At 60.9% G+C, this 17,661-nt stretch carries 17 protein-coding genes; 10 read left to right on the top strand and 7 right to left on the bottom strand.

The window, feature by feature from the left end; translation table 11 throughout:
- Positions 1-3 precede the first annotated feature (3 nt).
- Positions 4-1,116 (bottom strand): Re/Si-specific NAD(P)(+) transhydrogenase subunit alpha, encoded by a 1,113-nt coding sequence (locus HDE75_RS23335; RefSeq protein WP_183681395.1) that lies wholly within the window; start codon positions 1,114-1,116, stop codon positions 4-6.
- Positions 1,117-1,525: 409 nt separating this feature from the next.
- On the opposite strand from HDE75_RS23335, the gene HDE75_RS23330 reads away from it, so the two are divergent.
- Positions 1,526-2,005 (top strand): NUDIX hydrolase, encoded by a 480-nt coding sequence (locus HDE75_RS23330; RefSeq protein ID WP_183681398.1) that lies wholly within the window; start codon positions 1,526-1,528, stop codon positions 2,003-2,005.
- Between the two features lie 43 nt (positions 2,006-2,048).
- Positions 2,049-3,164 carry a tRNA 2-thiouridine(34) synthase MnmA gene (gene mnmA, locus HDE75_RS23325; protein WP_183681401.1) on the top strand — a complete coding sequence of 372 codons (1,116 nt, stop codon included), beginning with the start codon at positions 2,049-2,051 and terminating at the stop codon, positions 3,162-3,164.
- On the opposite strand, the gene HDE75_RS23320 is transcribed toward mnmA, so the two are convergent.
- The 3 genes from HDE75_RS23320 to HDE75_RS23310 form a co-directional block, all read right to left on the bottom strand.
- Entirely contained in the window at positions 3,147-3,584 is a 438-nt protein-coding gene (locus HDE75_RS23320) for a response regulator (protein WP_183681660.1), read from the bottom strand. The two genes, mnmA and HDE75_RS23320, sit on opposite strands and share 18 nt — an antisense overlap.
- A gap of 44 nt (positions 3,585-3,628) precedes the next feature.
- The gene (locus HDE75_RS23315; protein WP_183681404.1) at positions 3,629-4,402 is read right to left on the bottom strand and encodes a 5'-3' exonuclease; all 774 of its coding nucleotides are present in this window, start codon (positions 4,400-4,402) and stop codon (positions 3,629-3,631) included.
- 62 nt (positions 4,403-4,464) lie between these two features.
- Positions 4,465-5,136 (bottom strand): glutathione S-transferase, encoded by a 672-nt coding sequence (locus tag HDE75_RS23310; protein ID WP_183681407.1) that lies wholly within the window; start codon positions 5,134-5,136, stop codon positions 4,465-4,467.
- Between the two features lie 154 nt (positions 5,137-5,290).
- Between HDE75_RS23310 and HDE75_RS23305 the strand changes: the two genes are divergently transcribed.
- The 8 genes from HDE75_RS23305 to nagZ all read left to right on the top strand — a co-directional run bounded on the left by HDE75_RS23305 (position 5,291) and on the right by nagZ (position 15,170).
- Positions 5,291-6,340 (top strand): YjgN family protein, encoded by a 1,050-nt coding sequence (locus HDE75_RS23305; RefSeq protein ID WP_311735157.1) that lies wholly within the window; start codon positions 5,291-5,293, stop codon positions 6,338-6,340.
- A 5-nt stretch (positions 6,341-6,345) separates the two neighbouring features.
- Positions 6,346-7,341, top strand: a complete 996-nt coding sequence (locus HDE75_RS23300; protein ID WP_183681414.1) for a M48 family metallopeptidase — start codon at positions 6,346-6,348, stop codon at positions 7,339-7,341.
- 102 nt (positions 7,342-7,443) lie between these two features.
- Positions 7,444-9,054 carry an FMN-binding glutamate synthase family protein gene (locus HDE75_RS23295; protein WP_183681417.1) on the top strand — a complete coding sequence of 537 codons (1,611 nt, stop codon included), beginning with the start codon at positions 7,444-7,446 and terminating at the stop codon, positions 9,052-9,054.
- Positions 9,055-9,332: 278 nt separating this feature from the next.
- Complete coding sequence (locus HDE75_RS23290; RefSeq protein WP_183681421.1) at positions 9,333-10,550, top strand: MFS transporter; 1,218 nt, start codon at positions 9,333-9,335, stop codon at positions 10,548-10,550.
- Positions 10,551-10,583: 33 nt separating this feature from the next.
- The gene (locus HDE75_RS23285; RefSeq protein WP_183681424.1) at positions 10,584-12,011 is read left to right on the top strand and encodes a glycosyltransferase; all 1,428 of its coding nucleotides are present in this window, start codon (positions 10,584-10,586) and stop codon (positions 12,009-12,011) included.
- Positions 12,008-12,613 carry a GNAT family N-acetyltransferase gene (locus tag HDE75_RS26985; RefSeq protein ID WP_183681427.1) on the top strand — a complete coding sequence of 202 codons (606 nt, stop codon included), beginning with the start codon at positions 12,008-12,010 and terminating at the stop codon, positions 12,611-12,613. The genes HDE75_RS23285 and HDE75_RS26985 overlap by 4 nt, the downstream gene beginning before the upstream one ends.
- Positions 12,610-13,572 (top strand): phytanoyl-CoA dioxygenase family protein, encoded by a 963-nt coding sequence (locus HDE75_RS23275; protein WP_183681430.1) that lies wholly within the window; start codon positions 12,610-12,612, stop codon positions 13,570-13,572. Before HDE75_RS26985 ends, HDE75_RS23275 begins: the two co-directional genes overlap by 4 nt.
- Before the next feature lie 56 nt (positions 13,573-13,628).
- Complete coding sequence (gene nagZ, locus HDE75_RS23270; RefSeq protein WP_183681433.1) at positions 13,629-15,170, top strand: beta-N-acetylhexosaminidase; 1,542 nt, start codon at positions 13,629-13,631, stop codon at positions 15,168-15,170.
- Positions 15,171-15,229: 59 nt separating this feature from the next.
- On the opposite strand, the gene HDE75_RS23265 is transcribed toward nagZ, so the two are convergent.
- The 3 genes from HDE75_RS23265 to feoB all read right to left on the bottom strand — a co-directional run bounded on the left by HDE75_RS23265 (position 15,230) and on the right by feoB (position 17,659).
- A complete protein-coding gene (locus HDE75_RS23265; RefSeq protein ID WP_183681436.1) occupies positions 15,230-15,400 on the bottom strand; it encodes a hypothetical protein in 171 nt (56 codons plus the stop codon).
- A 72-nt stretch (positions 15,401-15,472) separates the two neighbouring features.
- Positions 15,473-15,748 (bottom strand): hypothetical protein, encoded by a 276-nt coding sequence (locus tag HDE75_RS23260; protein ID WP_183681438.1) that lies wholly within the window; start codon positions 15,746-15,748, stop codon positions 15,473-15,475.
- Positions 15,749-15,757: 9 nt separating this feature from the next.
- Positions 15,758-17,659 carry a ferrous iron transporter B gene (gene feoB / locus HDE75_RS23255; protein ID WP_183681442.1) on the bottom strand — a complete coding sequence of 634 codons (1,902 nt, stop codon included), beginning with the start codon at positions 17,657-17,659 and terminating at the stop codon, positions 15,758-15,760.
- Between the last annotated feature and the right edge of the window lie 2 nt (positions 17,660-17,661).

The raw sequence follows: 17,661 nt of genomic DNA, 5'->3' as shown, positions 1-17,661 counted from the left end.
TCATTATTTTCTTAAGATGGTGTTATCCGCACACACCAGGCTAGCCTTGATGATTTCATCCTCGCGGTCGATCAGCAGCTGATCGTCCTTGTCGATGATCAGCTTGAGGAAGTCCAGCACATTGCGCGCATACAGGGCCGAGGCGTCGGCTGCCACCAGGGTCGCCAGATCAGGCTGGCCGACAATATGCACGCCGTGTTTCACCACAGTCTTGCCCAGCTCCGACAGCGGGCAATTGCCGCCCTGTTCCACCGCCAGGTCGACGATGACGGAACCGGGTTTCATGGCTTTTACCGTCTCTTCTGAAATCAGCACGGGCGCGGCGCGGCCGGGGATCAGCGCGGTGGTGATGATGATGTCAGCTTGTTTTGCGCGTTCGTGCACCAGTTCAGCCTGGCGCCGCATCCAGTCGGCCGGCATGGCGCGCGCATAACCACCGCTGCCCTTGGCGATTTCCTTTTCTTCATCGGTGAGGAAGGGTACATCGATGAATTTGGCGCCCAGCGACTCCACCTGTTCCTTGACGGGCGGGCGCACGTCGGACGCTTCGATCACGGCGCCCAGGCGCTTGGCCGTGGCGATCGCCTGCAAACCGGCCACGCCCACGCCCATGATCAGCACACGGGCCGCCTTGACGGTGCCGGCCGCCGTCATCAGCATGGGCATGAAGCGCTGGTAGGTATTGGCCGCCACCAGCACCGCCTTGTAGCCGGCGATATTGGCTTGCGACGACAGCACGTCCATCGACTGGGCGCGCGTGATGCGCGGCACGGCTTCCAGCGCAAAGGCGGACAGGCCGGCCGTGGCCATGGCGGCGATATTGTCTGCGTCGAACGGGTTCAGCATGCCGATCAATACGGTGCCGCTGGCCATCAGCGCGCGTTCCCCGGCGTCGGGTGCGCGCACCTTGAGCACGATGGCGCTGCCATAGGCGTCGGCCGCGGTGCCTATCTGCGCACCAGCGGCGAGGTAGGCTTCATCGGGGATCGAGGCATGCAAGCCCGCTCCCGACTGCACAACGATCTGATGCTTGACTGCCAATTTCTTGACTGTCTCGGGCGTTGCCGCCACCCGCGTCTCCCCTGGCCGTGTTTCAGCCGGTATTCCTATCCTCATGACGCCTCCGCTAGTGATAAGTGAGTAGAATCTAACATGGAAACCTGTACACAAAACGTTTATCAACCAGCAACTTCTAGACATCTGGCACTAATTTCCTGCATCAACACTGCAGCGGTTCTGGCAGGCAGCGGTTCCCTTCGGCCAAGAAAATTTGTGTCAATTTCACCACAAATTACTATGTGTGCGCGCTTGTTTTGAGCACGCGGAGCGCCTATATTGACGGGCGCAACGGGCGCCTTGCCGCCAGCTGCCACATGCTAGTGCAAGCACCGGCCTGCCCGTCAGTGCCTCCCGCCGCTATTTGCTAAAACGTTGTCATTTATCAATATGTCCGCGCCACTAAACGCCGGGTTCAAACCGCGCGCGCAGAACAAGATAAAATGTCGGCTCTTTCAAGGATGGAATCATGCCGAGAATCTGGAAACCCTCTGTCACCGTCGCCGCCATCGTCGAGCGAGACGGCCTGTTTTTACTGATTGAAGAAGAGACCAGCGAAGGCATCAAGCTGAATCAACCGGCCGGCCACCTCGATCCGTTCGAGTCGCTGGAGCAGGCGGTGATACGCGAAACGCTGGAAGAAGCGGCCTACGATTTCATTCCCACGGCGCTGGTCGGCATGTATATGTCGCGCTACCGCTCGCTGCGCACGGGCGAGGATGTGACTTATCTGCGCTTCACGTTTTGCGGCACTGCCGGTGCCCAGCACGACCAGCCGCTGGACGAAGGCATCATCCGCACCTTGTGGATGACGCGCGACGAACTGGCCGCATGCCAGGAACGCCACCGCAGCCCGCTGGTGCTGCAGTGCGTGGACGAATACCTGGCGGGCAGGCGCGCGCCGCTGGCGCTGCTGCATACGCATGCGTCGGTGTTCAATAGTGCGTAGACCGGCGCATGGCAATATTATTTAAAGTACACTGGAAAGCAAGATGAGCAAGAAGAAAGTCGTGATCGGTATGTCAGGCGGGGTCGATTCCTCGGTCGCGGCATGGATGCTGAAAGAACAAGGCTATGAAGTGATCGGCCTGTTCATGAAAAACTGGGAAGACGACGACGACAGCGAATACTGCTCGACGCGCCAGGACTGGATCGACGCGGCCAGCGTGGCCGACGTGATCGGCGTCGATATCGAAGCCGTCAACTTTGCCGCCGAATACAAGGACCGCGTGTTCGCCGACTTCCTGCGCGAATACCAGGCCGGCCGCACGCCGAACCCGGACGTGCTGTGCAACGCCGAAATCAAGTTCAAGGCTTTCCTCGACCACGCCATGACCCTGGGCGCCGACCTGATCGCCACCGGCCACTATGCGCGCGTGCGCCAGTCGCCGACGGATGCGGGCCGCTACGAACTGCTGAAGGCTGTCGACGCCAGCAAGGACCAGAGCTACTTCCTGCACCGTTTGAACCAGGCGCAACTGTCTAAAACTTTATTTCCGCTCGGTGAAATCCCGAAAACGGAAGTGCGCAAGATCGCCGAGAAACTGGGTCTGCCGAACGCGCAGAAAAAGGATTCAACCGGTATCTGCTTTATCGGCGAACGCCCGTTCCGCGAATTTTTGAACCGCTACCTGTCGTACAAGCCGGGCCCGATGAAAACGCCGGACGGCAAGACCGTGGGCGAACACGTGGGACTGAGTTTTTATACCCTGGGCCAGCGCAAGGGCATCGGTATCGGCGGCGTAAAGTCGTACCAGAACGCCGATGGCAGCAGCGACGCCTGGTATGTGGCGCGCAAGGATATCGTCAACAACACCCTGTACGTGGTGCAGGGCCATGACCATCCGTGGCTGCTGTCGCCGGCGCTGTCCGCCGACCAGGCCAGCTGGATCGCCGGCGTGGCGCCGCAGGCGGGCGCCCTGTCTGCCAAGACGCGCTACCGCCAGGCCGACGTGGCCTGCCAGCTGCAACCGGAGGGACTGGAACACTTCAGCCTGGCCTTCGACCAGGCGCAATGGGCCGTGACGCCAGGCCAGTCGGCCGTGCTGTACGACGGCGACGTGTGCCTGGGTGGCGGGATTATCGCCAGCTCAACCGGCCTGGCCTGATTCCTGTGATGCTTGCGCTGCCGCCTGCGCGGCGGCAGCCAGCGCCTGCTGTTTGCGCACCATCGCAATGACGGTATTGCGCACGGTTTTCAAGACCGTGTCGGCCATGAAGGGCTTGACGATAAAGCCCGACACGCCCATCGCGTGCGCCGCCTGCAACGAGGCGGCGTCGATGCCGCCCGAGACCATGAAAATAAGCGTCTTCGGATACTGCTCGCGGATGGTCTGCACCACATTGCTGCCATCTTCGACCTGTTCGCGCGCGATGCACACGAAATGCGGGCGGTGCTTGACCAATAGTGCCAGCCCCAGCGCGCTGGTATGCGTCTGGCCGCACACATCGTAGCCGCCATCGATCAAGACCGTATTGAGCAGGCCGCGCGCCACGGCGCTGCTATCGATCAGGACTGCCTTTAACATCATGATTACTTTCCTTGCTTGTTATTGCCGGTTACCGCACAGCGTTACTTTTCCCAGGCCAGCTTGTTCCAGGTGACGCCCAGGGTGACGTCGGTCTTGAGCGCCACTAACTTTCTTGAAAGATACAGTATTTCGCGCTCATTTCGCAGGCTTTCACCGAGTGCGCCCGGCAAAATACCGGCGCCTGCCATTACGGCGTCGATATTGCCGTAGGCGCGCAACAGTTTGGCGCCTGTTTTCAGGCCGATCTTCGATACACCGGGGATGCTGTCGGTCACGTCGCCCATCAGCGCCAGCAAATCGGGCAGCAGTTCGGGCGGCACGCCGAATTTTTTCTCGACCCAGGCGTGGTCGTGCCAGACGCCCTTGAAGTGGTCCCACACCAGCGCGCCGTGGGCGATCAAGCCATGTAAATCCTTGTCGGTGGTGGCGATGACGGCGGCGCCGCGCCCTTGATGCAGCCAGCGCATGACGGCAGTGCCAATCACGTCGTCGGCCTCGACTTCAGGAATGCTGACCACATGCATGCCGAAGCTGGCCAGGGTGTCATAAAAGCCGGGCAAGGCATCGCGCAGCACTTGCGGCATCGGCTGGCGACCTTCGCGGTAGCCGGCATACAGCGCATGGCGCCAGGTGGGGCCGCCAAAGTCGAAGGCGGGCAGGATATGCGTCGGTTCGTGGTCGTTGATCAGGGTGCGGAACGAGGACAGCGCATGGCGCAGCGCAATCTCCGCCTTCAGGTCGGAATCGGGTTCAGGACTGGCTTCGTAGACGCGGCGTACGATATTCAAGCCGTCGATAGCGAGGAGTCGGGCCATGCGGTAGTTGGGTGCTGATTGAATCGTTCATTTTACCGTATGGTCCCACGATGCGGCCCAGGCTATTTGGCAAAGTCATAAGGGCCGCCTCTTTCCAGCGCACGCTGATAGGCTGGACGTGCATGGATGCGCTGCAAAAACGCCGTCAGTTTCGGCAGGCGCGCATCGAGTCCCGCGCGCGAGGCGGCCGCTTCCAGCGGAAAACTCATCTGGATATCGGCGGCGGTGAATGCATTGCCGGCAAACCAGGTACTTGTTTCCAGTTCCGCTTCCATATACGCCAGCTGGCTGCTGATGTTGGGGAGGATGAAACTGCTCTTGACCTTTTGCGCGATGCCGCGCGCGATCGGCTTGATGAAGAAGGGCATGGGCGACGATTCCACCTTGTCGAACACCAGTTTCAGCAACAGCGGCGGCATGGCCGAGCCTTCCGCGAAATGCAGCCAGTAGGTCCAGCGCAGCTTTTCCGGCGTACCGGGCGGCGGCACCAGGCGCCCATTGCCATAACGCTCCAGCAGGTATTCGATGATGGCGCCCGATTCGGCAATCGTATTGGCGCCATCCGTAATGACGGGTGACTTGCCCAGCGGGTGCACGGCCTTCAGCGAGGCAGGCGCCAGCATGGTCCTGGGATCACGCTGATAGCGCTTGATCTCGTACTCGAGGCCCAGCTCTTCTAACAGCCACAGCACGCGCTGCGATCGCGAATTGTTCAAATGGTGGACGACGATCATGGCGCTGGCCTCGGCAATAGTGAAAAGCCAGTATAGCCGGGACGGTTGTAGTGTGGCGCGGCATAGTGCACCATGGCCATCGAGGCAAGTTTACAATTGATAACTTTTCAAGTTTGGATTATCTTATTTGTTTCCAACAAGTAAGGAAACTCCCGTGGATGTCGATGTCAACAACAATACCCAGCGCGAAGCCATCACCTTCAGCGCTACCGGCAGCGAATACTTCCGTATCTGGATCGTCAACCTGCTCTTAAGCATCGTCACCCTGGGCATTTATTCCGCCTGGGCCAAAGTGCGCCGCAACCGCTATTTCTATTCCAGCACCCACCTGGCTGGGAGCAGCTTCGAATACCACGGCAATCCCATCGCCATCCTCAAGGGCCGCATCACCGCGCTGGTGCTGATCGCCGGCTACAACATCGCCTTCCAGATTTCGCCCCTGATCGGCTTTGTCATGCTGATACTGATGATGGCCGTGCTACCCTGGCTGGTCTGGAAAAGCCTGCAATTCAAGCTGTACAACACCAGCTACCGCGGCATCCGCTTCGGCTTTGGCGGCACGGCCAGGGAAGCCTATAAATACTTCCTGCTGCTGCCCATCCTGAATACCTTCACGGCCGGCTTGCTGACGCCTTTCCTGCACCAGCGCGTAAAACGCTTCCAGCACACGCAAAGCCGTTTCGGCACCAGCCACTTCAGCTTTGACGCCAGCGTCGGCAGCTTCTACAAAACCTATCTGCTGTTCTTTGCGCTGCTGCTGGGAGGCTTCATCGTGCTGATCGCCTTTGTGTTTGGCAGCGTGTTTGCCGCTTTCGCCAGCAATGCTGGCGCTGCAGCCAAGGCGGGCAGCATTTTCGGCGCCATCGCGGCCCTGTATGCGTGGGCCTTTATCGTGCTGCCGCTGTTCCTGACCATGATCCAGAACCTGATCTGGAACCACACGCGCCTGCAGCAGCACCAGTTCCAGTCGCAACTGACCTGGGGCCGCAGCACCTTCATCATGCTGACCAACCTGGTGGGTATCGTCATCACCCTGGGCTTGTTTACGCCCTTCGCCCACGTGCGCTGGCTGAAATACCGGCTGCAAGCGACCAGCTTGCTGGCGCAAGGCAGCCTGGACGAGTTTGTCGCCGCCACCGGAGAACAGGTATCGGCCACCGGCGAAGGCATGGTCGACCTGCTGGACTTCGACCTGTCGCTGTGACGTCCATGGAACACGACGCGGGGGCCGTGCCGGCCCGCTATTTCGACGGCCAGACCTCGCGCCTGTACCAGGTGACGCTGACCGTGGCCGATGGCGTGGCGGTGCTGGCGGGCGACATCGAACGCCGCTGTCCGCTGGACCAGCTGCGCTTGTCCGAGCGCAGCAGCCACGCCGTGCGCAAGGTCAGTTTTCCCGATGGCGCCTACCTGGAAATCGCCGACCAGGCAGCCTTCAACCGCCTGCTGCACGACACGGGCCACCGCGACGGCTGGGTGGTACGGCTGCAGCAAAGCTGGCGCGGCGCCGTGTTCGCCACGCTCGCTACCATCGTGGCCCTGTGGCTCAGCTATCTGTATCTGCTGCCCTTGGTGGCCAAGGGCGTCGCGTATGCAATTCCGCAATCGGTGGAGCGGCAACTGGGCCAGGGCGTGCTCGATATGCTGGACCGCCACGTATTCGCCCCCAGCGAACTCGATGGCGCGCGCCAGCAAGCCTTGCGGGCCAGGTTTGCCCGCCTGACCGTGCCAGACGATGGCATGCCGGAACACCGCATCGTTTTCCGCAAAAGTAAAATCGGTCCGAACGCGTTTGCCCTGCCTTCCGGCGATATCGTGCTGACCGATGAAATGGTGGCACTGATGCCCGATGATGACGCTGTCATGGGCGTGCTGGCGCATGAACTGGGGCATTTGCAAAAGCGCCACCTGACGCGGCGCATCATTCAGGCGTCGGCCGTCGGCGCCGGTGCGGCGCTGTTGTTCGGCGACGTGTCGACCGTGGTGGCTGCCCTGCCGCCGCTGCTGCTGGACCTGAAGTATTCGCGCGACGTTGAACGCGAAGCCGATGACTACGCGATCGCCATGCTGCGCCAGAACGGCATCGCGCTGGAACACCTGGCGCAAGTGTTTGTCGCCCTGGGCAAGCTGGGCGATGCGCCGCCTTATTTGTCCAGCCATCCTGCCAGCGCCGAGCGCATCGCACGCATCCGCGCCGCCCAATAAGCAAGCTGCACATCCGCCACGGCCTGATTCCTGGCTGTGGCGGCAAGAAATGCAAATCACCGGTACACTCAGCATTATCAGTCTGACCTTACCGGAGTGCCCATGCACCTTGTATCATTTCGCTACCTGACCTTTTTTGCGACGGCCGCCATCTTTGTGCTTTCCCTGTTTTTCTACGATCATTACTGGCTGCCCGTGCTGGCCGGTGCGCTGACCCTGCTGGGCATCAGCGACATGCTGCAAACGCGTCGCGCCCTGCGCCGCAACTATCCCATCCTCGCCCATTTCCGCTTCCTGTTCGAGAGCATCCGTCCCGAAATCCGCCAGTACTTCCTTGAGAGCGATACGGAAGCGACGCCGTTCTCGCGCAGCCAGCGCAGCATCGTCTACCAGCGCGCCAAGGAACAGACCGACAAGCAGCCTTTCGGCACGCAGATGAATGTGTACGAAGCCGGCTATGAATGGATCAACCACTCGATCGCGCCCGCCAAGGTGACGGACCATAACTTCCGCATCGAGATCGGCAACCATCCGGACTGCCCGCGCGCCAAGCCGTATTCGGCCAGCGTCTTCAATATCTCGGCGATGAGCTTTGGCGCACTGTCGGCCAACGCCATCCTGGCGCTGAACGGCGGCGCGCGCAGCGGCGGCTTCATGCACGATACGGGCGAAGGCAGCATCAGCCCCTATCACCGCGAAAACGGCGGCGACCTGGTATGGGAAATCGGTTCCGGCTACTTCGGCTGCCGCAACCAGGATGGTACCTTTTCCGAAGAGCGCTTCATCGCCAACGCCAGTTCCGATCAGGTCAAGATGATCGAGCTGAAGATGTCGCAAGGCGCCAAGCCCGGTCATGGCGGCGTGCTGCCAGGGCCGAAAGTAACGATAGAAATCGCCACCACGCGCGGCGTGATGGTGGGCGAGGATTGCGTCTCGCCGGCAGCCCACAGCGCGTTTTCCACGCCGCTGGAAATGCTGCATTTTATCGAGCGCCTGCGCAATCTGTCGGGCGGCAAGCCGACCGGTTTCAAGCTGGCGATCGGCCATCCCTGGGAATTTTTCGGGATCGTCAAGGCCATGCTGGCCACCGGTATCACGCCTGACTTCATCGTGGTCGATGGCAGCGAAGGCGGCACGGGCGCCGCTCCTGTGGAATTCACCGACCACGTGGGAACGCCGCTGCAGGAAGCGCTGGTACTGGTGCATAACACGCTAGTGGGCGCCAACTTGCGCGACAAGATCAAGATCGGCTGCTCGGGAAAAATCATCACCGCCTTCGACATCGCCCGCCTGCTGGCGCTGGGCGCCGACTGGTGCAATTCGGCGCGCGGTTTCATGTTTGCGCTAGGCTGCATCCAGTCGCAAAGCTGCCACACGGACCGCTGCCCCACGGGCGTGGCCACGCAAGATCCACAGCGCCAGCGCGCGCTGGTAGTGAACGACAAGATCACGCGCGTAGCCCACTTCCATCAAAACACCATGAAGGCGCTGGCCGAACTGATCGCCGCCGCCGGCCTGCAGCATCCGCAAGACCTGCGCCCGCATCACCTAGTGCGGCGCATCTCGCCCAACCAGGTGCGGCTGGTCTCGGCCCTGCTGCCCTTCCTCGATGCAGGCCAGTTGCTCGATCCTAGCCAGTTGCCGCAGCTGCCACCCGTGTTTGGCCTGTACTGGCCCAAGGCCCAGGCAGAATCGTTTCAACAGCTAGCCTGAAGCATCTGAAAAATCTCACCTGATTGTTGCTGGGCAGCCACGCTGCCCAGCTTGTCTCCTCCCGCTCTCTTTCCCATTTCCCCTCTGGCCTGACGCTGGTATGGCCCATTCGGCGGCCTGTTTTCGCGTGCCTAAAATTAATACCACCTAATAACCACTTGAGTTATTATAGAATCCAATCAAATACCAAATATAAGGTAAATCCTGCCACCTTAATACCACTTCCAGGGTAGTGCGGCAGGGGAGACGATCGCTGGGACTACTCTTGCAGGTAAAAAATGTTCGAAAAAAAGAAGCATTTGCTGTACTTCGCGATGTTTTTCATCTTGTACGAGCTCACCGTCTATCTGTCGAACGACATGATCATGCCGGCCATGCTGCAAGTGGTCAAAGAGTTCAACGCTTCCAACCGCAACATCAGTTTTTCGCTGAGCCTGTATATCCTGGGCGGCAGCATGCTGCAGATCTTCCTCGGCCCCATCGCAGACAAAGTCGGCAAGCGCAAGGTCATGCTGGTCGGTAATGCCCTCTTCCTGGTGGCCACCCTGGCGATTCCTTTTGTCAGCAATATCAACCAATTCCTGATCGCGCGTTTTTTCCAGGGCATGGGTTCCTGCTTCATCTTCATCGGCTACGCCATGATCCATGAACTGTTCGACGACAGCGACGCCGTCAAGCTGACCGCCATTTTGTCGAACACCACCGTATTTGCACCACTGATCGGCCCCGTGATCGGCAGCGGCATCATCCACGTGCTGCCGTGGCAAGCCATCTTTGGAGTGTCGCTGCTGCTGGGGACGATCGCCTGGATCGGCCTGTATAAATTCATGCCTACGGGCTTGATCTCGCCGGGCAAATTCGAACTGGCCAAGGTGCGCGACAGCTACCTGACCATCGTGCGCAACCGCAAATTCATGTTCGGCATCTTCATTGCCGCCATCTCGATCACGCCGCTCACCGCCTGGATCGGCCTGTCGCCGGTACTGGTCATGGAGCATATTCAGGCGTCCTACAGCACCTACATCGTCTATCAGTGCGTGATCTTCACGGGCTTTATCGTCAGTAGCGTGGCGATCCAGCGCCTGGGCAAAAAGCTGCAACTGGAACGGCTGATACGCCAGGGCGGCGCGCTGGCCATCGTCGGCTTGCTGGGCGCAGGCTTGCTGCGCGATTCCGGCCATTTGTTCATCGCCTGCATGTTTGTGTTTTCCGCCGGCTTCGGCCTGTTCAACGGTTCGCTGATCCGCCTGTCGCTGATGGCTACCGGTGTCTCAATGAGCCTGACCTCCTCGGCCATGAGCCTGTTGTACTGCGTGTATATCGCGGGCGGCCTGGAACTGTACAACCTGGCTTGCGACCGCTACGGCTATTCGATCTCCACCTACGCGCTGTTCAATGTGCCGCTGGCCGTGTGCATCTATTTCGGCTTGCAGCTATTCGTGCGCCGGCACGAAGCGCAGCAGGCGCGCCTGGCCCATGCCGCCTCCGGAGCCTGACTTTTTTACTGACGCCGACAGAGAGGAGCATGCATGCCGCATTTCGATCTCGAGTACGAAGTATTGATGAAGAACCTGAAGTCCGATTTCCTCGCCTGCAAAAAGTGGGAACTGTATTGCGGCCTGCAGTACGTCAGCCAGCATAATGGCCATGCCTGGCTGCGCACCCTGCAGGAGCGCTACCGGGTCCACCTGGCCCAATTGCAGCAGCAGGTGCGCCAGCACTTTCATTTGTTCGATGCCCGGCGCACGTCTTCGCTGCTGGGCATACCCACGCGGCAGATGGATGAGGACGAACGCCTGATCCACCGTATCTGGATGGGCGGCAGCCTGCCGCCGGTGGCCGCGCAAGCGGTCAACCAATGGCAGGCAGCCATCGATGACGTAATGCCCGCCGACGACTTCCACTACAGCTTCAAGCTATGGGTGTGGGATGGCGAACAGCTGCGCGTCGACCCGGCTTTTACCCCCGACACCGGCCCCGACTATCAGCTGGGCCACTATGCGGCGGGCCGCCATGTGCACCGCGTCTGCAGCCTGGAAGCCCTGGCCGCACGCATGGCGCCAGCCCAGCTTCCCTTGCTGCGCAGCTTGCATGCGCAGCGTTACTTCGTCAACCTGGCCGATTTTTTCCGCCTGCTGATCCTGCAGGAATATGGCGGAATCTATGTCGATGTCGATACCATGCCCTACAAGTCGGCCACCATCTTCCTGGCCAAGCCGGAGGTGCCCGACTATACGCATTTCCGGCGCGATGGCCGCAGCGGCAAGCTGCGGCGCTGCGTGGTCAGCTGGATGAATTTGATCAACGATGAAAACGGCGTGCTGGTGGCCAAAAAGAACGATCCCTCCGTGCGCGCCATCGTGCGCCAGATGTGCACGCAGTTGCTAGCCATGCCATCGGATGTGCCTGACAAGCGACTGCAGCCGCAAGCGGCGCGCCGCTACGCCACGGCCCTGCATGACGCCACGTATGGCGTATGGAAGCAAAGCCTGGGAGAAAGCCTGGTCAGCTACGACGCCATCGCCCAGGCCCATTCCGTGCTGCACGAGCCGCACACCGAAACCATGATCAGCGGCGTGCATGGCATGCGCCTGGTGGTCGACGCCTTCACCAATGCCCCCGTGCCGCTGGACCAGGACGAGCAGCGCAGCTATGAAACCTGCATCGCCACCCTGGAAGCGCGCGGCTGGCAGCTGGAGGACGCGATGGAGCTGGAGCGGCTGGTGCACATCTGCCGCAGCGAGGAGGTGCCGCGCATGGCTTATGCACCGCAGCTGCGTGCGGAACCGGCCAGCTGCCATTATTATTCCTTCCTGTCCGACGATGAAAAGCTGGACCGGGTGAACGCCCTGTTCGGCGCTTACCTGATCAGCAAGAATGCCGAACATATCGAGCGCGGCAATTTCTGGCGCAAGACGCGCGGCCATGGACATACCGAAGGGGCGAGGCAACAGTGACAACGACCACCCATTTTATCGCTGGCGGCGCCACCAGCGCAGCGCAGCGCGCACGCATGGCATCCCTGCTGTTCGCCACCAGCTACCTGGAATACTGCTCTTACGCCAACAAGCTGGGACTGCCGCTGGTGGCCCTGCAGCAGCGCCAGAATATCGATCCCTACCTGGCCCATATCGAAGCCATGCTCGATGGAGAAGAGCGCTTCGCAGGCTTTTATAACGCAGCCACCATCGCCGACTACGCCGCGCTGCCTGCCATTTCATATTACCGCGACGAGATGCGCAGCATGGATGCGCAGTACGAAGCCTTTATCGATGCCCATGCCCGTCCCGACGACCTGTTCGTGGCCAGCCTGGCCATCGAGGAAGGGTTTCGGGGACAGGGCCTGTTTCATGTATTGTTCGCCCGCTTGCGCGCGCTGGCGCAGGAAAAGAACAGTCCGCGCATCGTGCTGGCAGTATGGGAACAGGGAGACGCCTTGGCCGTCTACCTGAAACAGGGTTTTGTGTCGCTGGGTCGCTACGACGGCGCCTATCCCATATTCTTTGACCGCCTGCATTTTCTTGCCTATGACCTGACAGCACGGAGGAACGTGACATGAACACAATCGACAATATCGACAAGAACAGCATCGCCACGCGCAATCTGTCGACAGTAGCCAAACAGGCGTTTCGCCTCAATACGCGCGACGACGGCGGGCCCCTGCGCGTGCTGTCCGAAGAGGACTGGGCCTTCTGGCGCCACAACGGCTATATCGTCATCAAGCAGGCGGCGGAACTGGACAAGATCGCGCGCCTGGAACAGCTGATGTGGGAATTCGAGGAACTCGATCCGGCCGACCCGTCGACCTGGTATCCGCCCGCGAAATCGCTGTTGAAAAAGACGGAACTGAGTTTCAACGCGGGCATGATCGAGCTGTATCACCACCAGTATTTGTGGGACACGCGCCAGACGCAGCGCATCCACGACGCCTTTGCCGACGTGTGGGGCACGCACAAGCTGTGGGTCTCGATCGACCGCATGAATTTCAACCTGCCGCCGGAACCGGGCTTTGAATTCAAGAGCTTCATGCACTGGGATTATGATCCCGATACGGACCCGCAAAACGTGCAAGGCGTGCTGTCGGTCAGCGACCAGACGGACGAGGAAGTGGGTGGCTTCATCTGCATCCCCGAACTGTTCCGCAACTATGAAACATGGCGGCGCGACCAGCCTGCGAACTGGGACTGGTACCGGCCCGACGTGACTGCACTGGAGAAGGTCCGGGTGCCGCTGCAAAAGGGAGATTTACTGATCTTCAATAGCAAGCTATGCCACGGCATACGGCAAAATACGTCGAAGGACAAGGTCAGGCTGGCACAATACATTTCCATGATGCCTGCGCAGCCCGACAATACGGCCCTGCGCGACTGGCGTATCCACGCATGGCGCGAACGGCTGGCGCCCGAAGGCTACAGCCTGCACGGCGATCCCCGCCAGTGGGAACAAAAAAAGTATCATATGGCGCAATTGAGTCCGCTGGGAGAGCAGTTGCTGGGCCTGCGCGACTGGCAAGACTGACCGTAGTATCACATTCATCACCGATAGCATAAAACACAGACCGGAGGAGCAGTAACATGGAGCAGGGGTTGCGGGAAAAGGTAGGACAGTTATTCATGGTGGGCTTCGACGCCCTGCAGGCGAATGACCATATCAAGGCCTTGATACGGCAAAAGAAAGTGGGCGGCGTGATCCTGTTCCGCCGCAATGTGCACACGCCGGCGCAAGTGTCGGCCCTGTGCCGCGAACTGCAGGAAATCAATGCGGAAGTGTCCGACACGCCGCTGCTCATTTCCATCGACCAGGAAGGCGGCATGGTGATGCGCATCGAACAGGGCGTCACGCCGATCCCGGCAGCGATGGCCTTCCAGGCGGCCGGTTCCGTCGCAGATTGTGAACGCATGAACCGGGTCAGCGGCGACGAGATGCGCCAGATCGGCATCAACATGCTGCTCGCGCCCGTACTCGACGTGAACAACAACCGATTGAACCCGGTGATCGGCGTGCGCGCCTATGGCGAAGATGCCGGCACCGTCATCGAATACGGCACGGCCGCCATGCGCGGCCAGCGCGCCAGCGGGATTGCCGTGACAGCCAAGCACTTCCCTGGCCACGGCGACACGGCCGTCGACACGCACTACGCGATGGCGCTGGTGCCGCACGATAAAGAGCGTTTGCACGCAGTCGAACTGGCGCCATTCCGCGCAGCGATTGCCGGCGGCGTCGACGCCATCATGACGGCGCACGTGGTCTTCCCCGCGTTCGAAGCCGATACCAGCGTGCCGGCCACCCTGTCGAAGGCCGTGCTGACCGACTTGCTGCGCGGCGAAATGGGCTACCAGGGCGTGGTGATTTCGGATTGCCTGGAAATGGCCGCCATCTCGGAAGGCATCGGCATTCCCAAGGGTGCGATTGCCACCTTGCAGGCGGGCGCTGACATCGTCCTCATTTCGCACCGTGAAGAACAGCAGCACGCCGCCATCGAGGCCGTGCTGCAAGCGGTGGAAAAGGGCGAGATCGATATCGCCCGCATCGATGAAGCGCTGGTCCGCGTGGCTGAACTCAAACGCGTACAGGCCGTGCACAAATGGCGCGAGCGTCCGGTGGCGCCGCCTGCGCTGATGCAGCCGGAAGCGATGGCACTGTCGCACAAACTGCAAAAAGCGGCGCTGCGCGTGCCAGGTCCGTTCCGTGCGCTCGACGCCAGCAAGCCCGTTACCCTGATCACGGTGGAAGTGCGTTCGCGCAGCGAAATCGATGAAGTGGCGCTGGGCCGCAACAAGGAAGCGCGCAGCTCCATGCTGCCGGCGCTGCTGGAAGCGGGCCTGGACGTGCGCGAATATGCGCTGTCGGCCGAAGCGCAGGGCGATGAAGTCGATGCCGCCATCGCCTTTGCCCAGGGCGCGCAGCAAATCGTGCTGCAGACGTATAACGCCATGTTCATCGATGGCCAGCGCCGCCTGGTCGAAGCCCTGCCGCAAGACAAGCTGTGGCTGGTGGCGGGCCGCCTGCCCTACGACCTGGACCTGGCGCCAAGCGCGCAAGGCCGTTTGGCCTCGTTCGGCTGCCGCCCCGCCGCACTGGCGCCAGTAGTGGAAAAACTGGCTGGCAAAGCATAAAACCTGCAGACGTAAAAAAACCCGCAAGTTGCGGGTTTTTTTTCGAGTCAGGCAAGCAATCAAGCCTGTGGCGCAGTGGGTACTGCCGGCAGGGTCGCCACCGCCAGCAAGGCGAACGGTCCCAGGAACAGACCAATGCCAAACCACACGCCGCCATTCCGGCCGCGCCATTTGGCCAGCAGCCAGGTGGCAATCGCAAACAGAAACATGAACGTCAACAGTATCGCCATTGCCACTCCTTGTCAGGACTGAAAAACCAAGGATAACCCACGGACTCGTCCGTGGCTACCCTTGCCGGCAATTTAGCGCTGCACCTGCATCATGATGACGCGCTTGGTGCTGCCATCGGCTGGCGGCGTGTTCGCTGGCGGCTCCGGCGTATCACAGGAGCCGCAGGAACCGCAACCGCTGCCGCAGCCTGGCGCGACCTTGAACAGGTTCGACATCTTGGCCTCATCGAGGCCGCAGCGCACCAGGCCACGCACGATGGCGCGGCGCACACCCGCCGGCAAATACTTGGTTGAAAAATGCAGCAAGGCGGCTGCGACGATCAGGGCGACAATAATGGTTTGCCACATAATTAGCTCCTAGGCTCCAAACATGAGGGCGACGCGGTAGGTAATGAACGATGCGCCGTAGGCCAGCGCAAACATATAGCCGGCCATGATCAGCGGATAACGCCAGCCGCCCGTTTCACGCTTGACCACCGACAAGGTCGACAAGCACTGCGGTGCAAACACATACCAGGCCAGCAAGGACAGCGCGGTAGACAGCGGCCACGATTGGGAGATCAAGGGGCTCAGTGCGGTGGCCAGGGAATCGCCCGTTTGCGATAGCGCATACACGGTGCCCAAGGCGCCGACCGCCACTTCGCGCGCGGCCATGCCCGGCACCAGCGCAATGCAGATTTGCCAGTTGAAACCGATCGGCGCGAAGATCACTTCCAGGCCGCGGCCCAGGATACCGGCCATGCTGTAGTAGATAGGCGGATGGGTGGCGTGGTCCGGCGCACCAGGGAAGGTGCTGAGGAACCACAGGATGATCATCAGGGTCAGGATGATGGTGCCGACGCGCGTCAGGAAGATCTTGGCACGTTCCCACAGGCTCACCGCCAGGTTGCGCAGGTGCGGCCAGTGATAGCTGGGCAGTTCCAGCAACAGCGCCTGCTTGCCGGTGCCGCCCATGCCGCGCTTCATGATCCAGGCCACGGCCATGGCCGACACGATACCGGCGAAGTACAGTGCGAACAGCACCAGGCCTTGCAGGCTCAGGAAACCCCATACCTCGCGTTCAGGAATGAAGGCGGCGATGATCAGCGCATACACGGGCAGGCGCGCGGAACACGTCATCAAGGGCGCGATCATGATGGTGACCAGGCGGTCGCGCGGATTCTGGATGGTGCGCGCCGCCATCACGCCGGGAATCGCGCAGGCAAAGCTCGACAGCAGCGGGATGAAGGCGCGGCCCGACAAGCCCACACCACCCATCATACGGTCCAGCAAAAACGCTGCGCGCGGCAGGTAGCCGCAATCTTCCAGGCTGAGAATAAAGAAGAACAGGATCAGAATCTGCGGCAGGAACACCAGCACACTGCCGGCGCCGCCGATCACGCCTTCCACCAGCAAGCTCTTCAAATGACCGTCAGGCATGTTCGCCGTCAGCAGCGCGCCCAGGCGGGCCATGCCGTCCGTGATCATGTCCATCGGCGTGGCAGCCCAGGCAAACACGGCCTGGAAGATCAGGAACATCAGGATCGCCAGGATGATGGGGCCGAACACCGGGTGCAGCACCACGTTGTCGATTTTTTCCGTCAGGTTGCCGCTGTCGCGCACGTCATTGCTGACGATGGACAGGATGCGGCGCACTTCGCGCTGGGTTTCTTCGACCGAAACGGCGTCGATGGCGGACAGCGGCTTGGCTTCCACTTGCGGCAGCGGCAGCATGGCGTCGATCGCTGCGAGCAGGGCCTTTTCGCCATCGTGCTGCACCGCGACCGTCTCGACCACGGGCATGCCCAGTTCCTCGGACAGGCGGGCCGCATCGATCACCATGCCGCGCTTGCGCGCCACGTCCGTCATGTTCAGCGACAGCAGCATCGGTAAACCCAGGCGCTGGACTTCCAGTACCAGACGCAGGTTCAGGCGCAAATTGGTGGCATCGACCACGCAAATGATGGCGTCGGGACGGGGGTCGCCCTTGCGCATGCCACCGACCACGTCGCGCGTGATCGCTTCATCGGGGGTGGTGGCGGACAGGCTGTAAGCGCCTGGCAAGTCGAGTACGCGCACCGGCTTGCCGGCGGGCGAAGTGAAATGGCCTTCCTTGCGTTCGATGGTCACGCCGGCGTAGTTCGCCACTTTCTGGCGCGCGCCCGTCAAACGGTTGAACAGGGCAGTCTTGCCGCAGTTCGGATTACCCAGCAGGGCGATTTGCGGATGCTGCGGCGACTTCTGTACACCTGCTCCTATGCTAGTTTCTACGGCACCCATAT

Source organism: Janthinobacterium silvisoli (assembly GCF_014200725.1).
In the GTDB taxonomy this organism is placed as follows: domain Bacteria; phylum Pseudomonadota; class Gammaproteobacteria; order Burkholderiales; family Burkholderiaceae_D; genus Janthinobacterium.
Note: the sequence above shows the minus strand (reverse complement) of the source record. Positions and strands in the feature narration are given on the sequence as shown.

What these genes read in the sequence shown, in the direction of transcription:
- HDE75_RS23335 (WP_183681395.1), bottom strand. Translation starts at nt 1,116, where the DNA reads ATGAGGATAGGAATACCGGCTGAAACACGGCCAGGGGAGACGCGGGTG.
- HDE75_RS23330 (WP_183681398.1), top strand. Translation starts at nt 1,526, where the DNA reads ATGCCGAGAATCTGGAAACCCTCTGTCACCGTCGCCGCCATCGTCGAG.
- mnmA (WP_183681401.1), top strand. Translation starts at nt 2,049, where the DNA reads ATGAGCAAGAAGAAAGTCGTGATCGGTATGTCAGGCGGGGTCGATTCC.
- HDE75_RS23320 (WP_183681660.1), bottom strand. Translation starts at nt 3,584, where the DNA reads ATGTTAAAGGCAGTCCTGATCGATAGCAGCGCCGTGGCGCGCGGCCTG.
- HDE75_RS23315 (WP_183681404.1), bottom strand. Translation starts at nt 4,402, where the DNA reads ATGGCCCGACTCCTCGCTATCGACGGCTTGAATATCGTACGCCGCGTC.
- HDE75_RS23310 (WP_183681407.1), bottom strand. Translation starts at nt 5,136, where the DNA reads ATGATCGTCGTCCACCATTTGAACAATTCGCGATCGCAGCGCGTGCTG.
- HDE75_RS23300 (WP_183681414.1), top strand. Translation starts at nt 6,346, where the DNA reads ATGGAACACGACGCGGGGGCCGTGCCGGCCCGCTATTTCGACGGCCAG.
- HDE75_RS23295 (WP_183681417.1), top strand. Translation starts at nt 7,444, where the DNA reads ATGCACCTTGTATCATTTCGCTACCTGACCTTTTTTGCGACGGCCGCC.
- HDE75_RS23290 (WP_183681421.1), top strand. Translation starts at nt 9,333, where the DNA reads ATGTTCGAAAAAAAGAAGCATTTGCTGTACTTCGCGATGTTTTTCATC.
- HDE75_RS23285 (WP_183681424.1), top strand. Translation starts at nt 10,584, where the DNA reads ATGCCGCATTTCGATCTCGAGTACGAAGTATTGATGAAGAACCTGAAG.
- HDE75_RS23275 (WP_183681430.1), top strand. Translation starts at nt 12,610, where the DNA reads ATGAACACAATCGACAATATCGACAAGAACAGCATCGCCACGCGCAAT.
- nagZ (WP_183681433.1), top strand. Translation starts at nt 13,629, where the DNA reads ATGGAGCAGGGGTTGCGGGAAAAGGTAGGACAGTTATTCATGGTGGGC.
- HDE75_RS23265 (WP_183681436.1), bottom strand. Translation starts at nt 15,400, where the DNA reads ATGGCGATACTGTTGACGTTCATGTTTCTGTTTGCGATTGCCACCTGG.
- HDE75_RS23260 (WP_183681438.1), bottom strand. Translation starts at nt 15,748, where the DNA reads ATGTGGCAAACCATTATTGTCGCCCTGATCGTCGCAGCCGCCTTGCTG.
- feoB (WP_183681442.1), bottom strand. Translation starts at nt 17,659, where the DNA reads ATGGGTGCCGTAGAAACTAGCATAGGAGCAGGTGTACAGAAGTCGCCG.